This is a genomic window from Skermanella sp., assembly GCF_059503625.1.
In genome coordinates, this window is sequence record NZ_JCACHA010000218.1 from 1 (window position 1) to 3,295 (window position 3,295).

4 protein-coding genes are annotated in these 3,295 nt (G+C 64.6%); 2 read left to right on the top strand and 2 right to left on the bottom strand.

Annotated elements, in window-relative coordinates:
• Positions 1-45: 45 nt before the first annotated feature.
• The gene (locus AC5JJ6_RS05385; protein WP_496041058.1) at positions 46-714 is read right to left on the bottom strand and encodes an HAD family hydrolase; all 669 of its coding nucleotides are present in this window, start codon (positions 712-714) and stop codon (positions 46-48) included.
• A 206-nt stretch (positions 715-920) separates the two neighbouring features.
• Between AC5JJ6_RS05385 and AC5JJ6_RS05390 the strand changes: the two genes are divergently transcribed.
• Together AC5JJ6_RS05390 and AC5JJ6_RS05395 are read left to right on the top strand one after the other, a co-directional pair.
• Positions 921-1,466 (top strand): DUF4142 domain-containing protein, encoded by a 546-nt coding sequence (locus AC5JJ6_RS05390; protein ID WP_496041059.1) that lies wholly within the window; start codon positions 921-923, stop codon positions 1,464-1,466.
• Positions 1,467-1,563: 97 nt separating this feature from the next.
• The gene (locus AC5JJ6_RS05395; RefSeq protein WP_496041060.1) at positions 1,564-2,508 is read left to right on the top strand and encodes a nucleoside hydrolase; all 945 of its coding nucleotides are present in this window, start codon (positions 1,564-1,566) and stop codon (positions 2,506-2,508) included.
• Positions 2,509-2,532: 24 nt separating this feature from the next.
• Here AC5JJ6_RS05395 and AC5JJ6_RS05400 read toward each other — a convergent pair.
• Positions 2,533-3,295: ABC transporter permease (locus tag AC5JJ6_RS05400; RefSeq protein WP_496041061.1), on the bottom strand; the 763-nt coding region annotated here is incomplete at its 5' end.

A 3,295-nucleotide genomic window follows, 5' to 3' on the forward strand; every position in this document is an offset into this window, starting at 1 on the left:
CATGACGAATACTTACGTATTCGTCTCATCCGGGCCGCGGACACCCTACACGATCACTTTGTTATGCAGCAGGTCGAGCATCGGCACGTCGCTGGGACGGTTGCCGTAGCCCCAGGTCTCCCCGAACGGGCCGTGGTGGTGCAGGTAGGCGGAGACGCGCTGGGCCTTCATGGCGCGGACGCAGTTGCCGCCCTTCATGTGGCCGGTCAGGACGCCGTCGACTTCCTCCAGCCCGGTTGCAAGAAGGTCGTCGATGCCGAGGTCCTTGAGTAGTTCGGGCATGTAGAGGTCGAGCGCGCCGGTCGCGACCACGACGCGGCGTCCGGCGTCCTGATGGGACTTCAGCGCGTCCAGGATCGGACCGTTCCAGCGCACCCAGCCCGAAAGGCGCTCGGCGGCGGCGCGGGCTTCCGCGACCGGAACGTCGGTAAGGGTCAGGCGCAGCAGGATCGCCTTGGTCGATGTGCGGATGTCGCTGCCCAACTGGCGCTTCGTCGCGTGGAGCTGAATGGCGCCGTGAACAGCCCGCATCAGCGACAGCCGGGCCCGCTTCTTTCCCACGATCAGCGACAGGAACGGCAGAAGGCTGTCGCCGCGCACCAGCGTTCCGTCGAAATCGAAGAAGGCGATTCCGGGCTGGCCCGACGACCGCGCGCCGGGGGATGGAAGCCCCTCGAGATGGGGAGGTGCGGGAAGGGCGATGCCGGTGGTCAAGATGGCGGTCTCGGGTAAGGCGATCCGGGGGATGAGATACCCGAGTCGGGCTGTCGGGCGCAAGCGAACGCATAGCAGGACGGAACCATGCCGTCGAATGTCCTGAACCGCTCAGGGCATAATCCCATCGTAGCTGCGAGATCAAATCTTTCGCCGCCGGTTAGGGGCCATGCATGCGTGCGATAATGAACTTTGGAGGAACGATAATGCGCAAGGTGCGCCTCGCTACTGCCGGTTTTGCTCTCGTTGTCCTGGCTGGCTGCTCCAGCCCGTTCGGCATGGCCAATCTTTCGAAAGAGTCGTCGTCGCTCAGCGCCGCCGACCGCAGCTTCATTTCCCAGGCCGCCTACAGCAGCCTTGCCGAGGTCGAACTGGGCCAACTGGCACAGACGCAGGCATCCAGGCAGCAGGTCAAGGAGTTCGGCGGCATGATGGTCACCGAACATACCCAGATGAACAAGGACCTTATAGCGCTGGCGTCGAACAAGGGTGTCACGCCGCCCAGCTCGCCCGATCCGGGGCGTCAGGAAATCGGCGACATGCTCGAGCAGCTGTCCGGGTCCGAGTTCGACCGGCAATACGTTCCGCAGCAGCTTGCCGACCATGAAGCGACGCTGGGGCTGTTCCAGATCCAGTCCAACCGGGGACAGGACGTCGAGCTGAGGCAGTTCGCGCAACGCTACGCCCCCGTTATCCAGCGCCATGTCGAGATGCTGCGCCGGATGTCGACTCAGGCCATTTCCTCGAACTGATAAGCTGATGGAGTCTTTCGCCGGGGCGTGAAGGGGATTATCTGTTTCGGTCTAACCTGAACAGACAGATAGACCCTACAGACGGACAGGTTTCCCCATGACGCCACGGCGGATCATCATCGACACCGATCCCGGTCAGGACGACGCGGTCGCCATGCTTCTGGCGCTCGCGTCGCCCGAGGAATTCGAGATACTCGGCGTGACCGCCGTGGCCGGCAACGTACCGCTCAATCTGACGGAAAAGAACGCGCGCCGGATCTGCGAACTGGCGGGCAGGCCGGAAATCCCCGTCTATGCCGGCTGTGCGCGGCCGATGGTGCGGACCCGGCTGATCACTGCGGAACACGTCCACGGCAAGACCGGGCTGGATGGTCCGGACCTGCCGGAACCGGTAATGGCGCTGAGACAGGGCCATGCGGTCGATTTCCTGGTAGATACGCTGATGGCGGCGGAAGACGGGTCGATCACGCTGTGCATGCTGGGGCCGCTGACCAACCTTGGCATGGCGCTGGTCAAGGAGCCGGGCATCGTGCCGAAGATCCGGGAAGTCGTTCTGATGGGCGGCGGCTGGGCGGAAGGCGGCAACATCACCCCGGCGGCGGAATTCAACATCTACGTCGATCCGCATGCTGCGCACAACGTCTTCAGCTGCGGCGCTCCAATCACGATGATGCCGCTGGACGTCACCCACAAGGCGATGAGCACACGCGTCCGGGTCGAGCGGTTCCGGGCGCTGGGTTCTCCGGCCGGATTGGCGGTGGCGGCCATGCTCGACTTCTCCGAACGGTTCGACGAGGCGAAGTACGGGACGGACGGCGGGCCGCTGCACGATCCCTGCGTCATCGCGTGGCTGCTGCGGCCCGACCTGTTCAAGGGCAAGCGCGTCGCGGTCGAGGTCGAGACTGCGTCGGAACGCACGCTCGGCATGACGGTGGTGGACTGGTGGGGCGTCACGGGCAAGCCGGCCAACGCCCTGGTGATCAACCAGATCGACTCGGACGGGTTCTATGAGTTGCTGACGGAGCGGCTGGCGCGCCTGTAGGGACGCGCCAGCCGCTCCGGATCGTTAAAGGGCCGCTCCGGCAAGCGCCATGTCGGCCTGGACCGCGCGTCGCTTCGCCGATTCCTGGCGGGCGAGTTCCCGGCGGCGGGCGAGTTCGTAGACGAAGGCGCCCAGAATCGTCAGGCCGATCATGATGACCGACAGGGCATTGACGGCGGGGGTCAGGCCGGTGCGGACCTTGGACGCGATATAGACGGTCAGGGTGGTGTCCAGTCCGCGCACGAAGATCGTCGTGTTGTAGTTCTCGAAGCTTTGCAGGAAGGCGATGAAGGCGGCGGACAGGATGGCCGGCATCAGGTAGGGCAGGGTGATTCGGCGGAACACTTGCAGGTGGCTGGCGCCGAGGTCGAGTGCGGCTTCCTCCAGCGTCAGGTCGAAGCGTTGCAGGCGAGCCATGAACAGGAGCATCGCATAGGCCGCAATGAAGCTGGATTGGGCGATCACCGTCAGGAAGATGCCGCCCTTGACGTCCAGCCAGCGGTCCCAGAACACCAGCGTCGAGATGCCGATGATGACGCCCGGAGTCAGCAGCGGCGAGACCATCACGGCATAGAGCACCGTCCGCGCCTTGCTGTGCAGGCGGTACAGCAGCAGCGCCGCCGACAATCCGATCGGGACGGCCAGGACGATCACGCCGACTCCGATCAGAAAACTTGTCCACAGAGCTGTCCACATGGCCCGGTCGTTCCACAGCACCGTGAACCAGTCAAGCGTGAAGCCCATCCAGGGCGCCACCGTGGGGAAGCGGCTGGTGTTGAACGTGGCC